The following is a 4591-nucleotide window of genomic DNA, read 5'->3' on the forward strand; positions in this document are numbered from 1 at the left end:
GGTTCACGCACCCCTCCGTGAACCGTCTGCGGGCGGGCCCCGTAGGTCCCGTCAGTGGCGCGAGAGCTGCCGAACACGGCTCCCGCGCCCCCGCAAACACGCTGGCTGGAGGACGTTTCGTGTCGTTGATGTTGACCGTGGTCGATGGGGAGGGTGATGCGTTCGACGTCCACCTCGACGCCGACCCCGACACGCCCGTGGGCGGCGTCGCGGAGGCGCTGGCCGGGGCCGGAGGCGTCCGGCCCCCGGAAGGTCTCGGCCTGTACGTAGGCGACCGGCTGCTGCCCGCGGACATGCGGCTGCGGGACGCACCGCTCCACCACGCGGCCGTCGTGGGCCTGGGCCGTCCGGCCGGTACCTCGTCGGCCGAACCCGACGGGCTGGCGGAGGTCCGCGCGGTCGGCGGGACCGGGGCGGGCGCGGTGCACCGGCTCGACATGGGCGAGTACCGGATCGGGCTGGCGCGCGACGGGGCCGCCCAGGTGCTGCGCACCGTACCCGAGCGGCCGTTCGCCGTCCTGACGGTGGGGCCCGGAGGACGCTGCCGCGTGGCGCCCGACGCCTCCGCGCCGGACGGCGGCACCCTCCAACTGGACCGTGAGGACCTCGCCGAGGCGACCGCCTGGCCGGCCGGAGCGCAGCTCCTCGTCGGCGGCTGCCTGCTCGAACTCGCCCTCCCGCAGAAGGCGGACGCGGCCGTGGAGCCGTCGGAGGACGGCACCGGCTGGGACTACAACCGGCCCCCGCGGCTGCGGCCGGCCGAGAACGCCACCCGCTTCACCCTGCCCTCCCCGCCCGCGTCCCCCGGCCCCCGGCCGCTCCCGTGGCTCGCCGCGGCCGCCCCGCTGGTGATGGCGGTGGCCGGGGCGCTGATTCTCGGCCGCTGGACGATGCTGCTGTTCGGGCTGCTCTCCCCGGTCGTGATCGTCGGCAACCACCTGATGAGCCGGCGCAACGGACAGCAGTCCCATTCCGAGGCGGTCGCCGCCTACGAGGAGAAGAAGGCGCGCATCGAGGGTGACGCGGAGCAGGCCCTGACGGCCGAACGCACCGCCCGGCGCCGTGGCTTCCCGGACCCGGCCGAGGTCGTCCTGACCGCCGTCGGCCCCCGGCACCGCCTGTGGGAACGCCGCACCTCGGACGCCGACTTCCTGGAACTGCGCATCGGGACCGCCGACCTGCCCTCCGACGTGGTGCTCCAGGATCCGACCAAGGACGAACACCGCCGCCAGGACCCGTGGACCGCGTACGACGTCCCGGTGACCGTGCCGCTGCGCGAGCACGACGTCCTGGGCATCGCCGGCGAGGGCCCGGCCGCGCGCGCCGTGGCACGGTGGGCGGTGGCCCAGGCCGCCGTCCTGCACAGCCCCCGTGACCTCCAGATCCACCTGCTGACGACCGGCGGCCCCGGCCGGGACGGCTGGTCCTGGCTGCGCTGGCTGCCGCACGTGCGGAAGAAGTCCGGCGACACCCCGGCCAGCATCGGCTACGGCACGGAGAGCTGCGCCCGCCGGGTCGCCGAACTGACCGCGCTGATCGCCGAGCGCGCCGGACGGGAGGACCGGCGCAGCCGGCCCGCCGGACCCGATGTGCTCGTCGTCCTCGACGGGGCCCGCAGGCTGCGTTCGCTGCCCGGCGTGGCGCAGATCCTGCGCGACGGACCGTCCGTCGGCGTCCGCGCGGTCTGCCTGGACGCCGAGGAGCGGCTGCTGCCCGAGGAGTGCCACGCCGTCGCCGTCGAGGAGCCCGGCGGAACCCTGCGGGTGGGACGCTCCGGGAGGGGCACCGTCGGGGGCATCCGGCCCGACGCGGTGTCCCAGGACTGGTGCCGCTCGCTGGCCCGCGCGATGGGCCCGCTGCGCGACCCGGGCGGCGCCGACGAGGAGGCCGCGGTGCTCCCCGGCTCCGCGCGGCTGCTCGACGTCCTCGCCCTCGACCCGCCGCGGGCCGATGGCATCCGCGCCCGCTGGAACGCCGGGGGCCGCTCGACCAGGGCGGCCGTCGGCGTCTCCCTGGACGGCCCGTTCCACCTCGACCTGCGGCGCGACGGCCCGCACGGGCTGGTCGCCGGTACCACCGGCTCCGGCAAGTCCGAACTCCTCCAGACGCTTGTCGCCTCCCTCGCGGTGGCGAACCGTCCGGACGCGATGACGTTCGTCCTCGTCGACTACAAGGGCGGCTCCGCGTTCAAGGACTGCGTGGACCTGCCGCACACCGTCGGCATGGTCACCGACCTCGACGCCCACCTCGTCGAGCGGGCCCTGGTGTCCCTGACGGCGGAGCTCACCCGGCGCGAGCACATCCTCGCCGCGGCCGGCGCCAAGGACATCGAGGACTACGTCGACGCGCTGGAGCGCAACCCGGCGGGCCACCCCCCGATGCCCCGACTGCTCATCGTCATCGACGAGTTCGCCTCGATGGTGCGCGACCTGCCGGACTTCGTGAAGGGCCTCGTCAACATCGCGCAGCGGGGCCGCAGCCTCGGCATCCACCTGATCCTGGCGACACAGCGCCCCAGCGGCGTCGTCTCCTCGGAGATCCGCGCCAACACCAACCTGCGCATCGCGCTGCGGGTGACGGACTCCGGCGAGAGCCAGGACGTCATCAACTCCACCGAAGCCGCCGGGATCTCGCAGAGCAACCCCGGCCGCGCCTACGTGCGGCTCGGCCAGAACTCCCTCGTGCCGTTCCAGTCCGGACGGGTCGGTGGCCGTCGGCCCGGAGCAGCGGCGACCTCGCTGCCGGCACCCTGGGCGGTGACGGTCGGCTGGGAGCGGCTCGGTGAGCCGCTCCCGCCCCGGCCGCGGGGCGCGGGCGCCGCCCCCGCCGAGGTGGAGACCGACCTCACCGGGCTCGTCAAGGCGATCCGCGACGCGGACCGGGAGATGGGCATCCCCGCGCAGCACAGCCCCTGGCTCCAGCCGCTGCCCGAGAAGCTGGTCACCGGCGACCTGCCGCCCGCCCCGGGCTCGGACTACGACCTCGCGCCCGTCGCGTACGGCGTGGTGGACCTGCCCGCCCAACAGGCCCGGCTGCCCCTGGTGCTCGACCCGGCGACGCTCGGACACCTGCACATCGTCGGCTCGCCCCGGCAGGGCCGTTCGCAGACCCTGCGCACGCTCGCGGGCATGCTGGCCCTGGCCCACACTCCGGCCCAGCTGCACCTGTACGGCATCGACTGCGGCAACGGCGCACTGCTCGCCATGGAAGGACTGCCGCACGTCGGCGCCGTCACCCAGCGCACCCAGCCGGACCGGGTGGCCCGGCTGCTCGCCCGGCTGACGGCGGAGCTCGGCCGGCGGCAGGAGATGCTCGCCGCCCGCGGCAGCGCCGACCTGACGGAACTGAGGCGCGCGCTGCCCGAGGACGAACGGCCGCCGCACATCGTGCTGTTCATCGACCGGTGGGAGGTCTTCGACAAGCAGCTCGGCGAGTACGACTCCGGGAACCTGCTGTCCGGGGTGCAGACCCTGCTCCGGGACGGCGCGAGCGTCGGCATCCACCTGGTGATGAGCGGTGACCGGGCGCTGTTCTCCAGCCGGGTCGGCAACTCCACCGAGGACAAGCTCGTCCTGAAGCTGAACGACAAGTCCGAGTACGGCATGATCGGCGTGACCCAGCGGAAGGTGCCCGACGAGATCCCGCCGGGCCGGGCCCTGCGCGCCGCCGACAAGGCGGAGGTGCAGATCGCGCTCCTCACGGACGACCCCGGGGGCCAGGCGCAGGCCGCGGCCCTCCAGCGGATCGCCGGGCAGTGCCGTGAGCGGTCGGCTCACCTGCCTGCCGCCACCCGGCCGTTCCGCGTCGACACCCTGCCGGACCGGCTCACCTGGGAGGAGGCGGCCGGCTACGCGCCGCAGCCGTGGCCGCACCCGCGCTGGGCGCCGGCCGGCGTCGGCGGCGATGAACTGACCGCCTTCGGGCCGGACTTCTCGATGACGCCGACCTTCCTGGTGGCGGGCCCGGCCCGGTCCGGACGCAGCACCGTCCTGTCGACGGTCGCGCTGTCGCTGCTCGCGTCCGGCACCCCCGTCGTGATCGGGGCTCCCGCCCGCTCGCCGCTGCGGGACCTCGCCGGACGGCCCGGCGTGCTCGCGGTGTTCGACGAGTCCGACATCGACCCCACGGCCCTGGAGGAGGCGCTGGCCTCCTCGCCCGACGGGGCCGTGGTGCTCCTCGACGACGCCGACCTGCTGCTGAAGACGAAGGCCGAACCCGTCCTCACGAAGATCGCCAAGTCCGGTGCCGAGACCGGCCGGGGTCTGGTGATCGCCGGCCAGACCGACCGGCTCTCCTCCGGCTTCTCCGGCTGGCACACCGAGGCCCGCCGGAACCGGTGCGGGCTGCTGCTGAAGCCGCAGAACATGAGCGACGGCGAACTGATCGGCGTCAAGGTGCCGCGCAGCCGGCTGGGCGCGGCCCGTCCGGGGCGGGCGATCCTGCATCTGGGCGATGGCGTGCTACGGACCGTGCAGGTGCCGGAGACGGTGATCGCGAAGCCGGACGCACCTGCCTGACCACCGCGCCGGAGACACCGTCCGGACACCACCACCGTCGGCGCCGGCGTCGAGCCCGACGACGGTGTCGACAC

General features: G+C 75.0%; 1 protein-coding gene. It reads left to right on the top strand.

What is annotated here, in order from left to right; translation table 11 throughout:
- Positions 1 to 128: 128 nt before the first annotated feature.
- Positions 129 to 4517 (top strand): FtsK/SpoIIIE domain-containing protein, encoded by a 4389-nt coding sequence (locus ACFT4A_RS42220; RefSeq protein WP_382841971.1) that lies wholly within the window; start codon positions 129 to 131, stop codon positions 4515 to 4517.
- Positions 4518 to 4591 lie beyond the last annotated feature (74 nt).

Origin of the sequence: Streptomyces sp. NPDC057099 (assembly GCF_042671245.1) — a bacterium.
Lineage (GTDB): Bacteria > Actinomycetota > Actinomycetes > Streptomycetales > Streptomycetaceae > Streptomyces > Streptomyces purpurascens.

Coding starts and splice junctions, on each gene's coding strand:
- ACFT4A_RS42220 (WP_382841971.1), top strand. CDS start 129: ATGTTGACCGTGGTCGATGGGGAGGGTGATGCGTTCGACGTCCACCTC.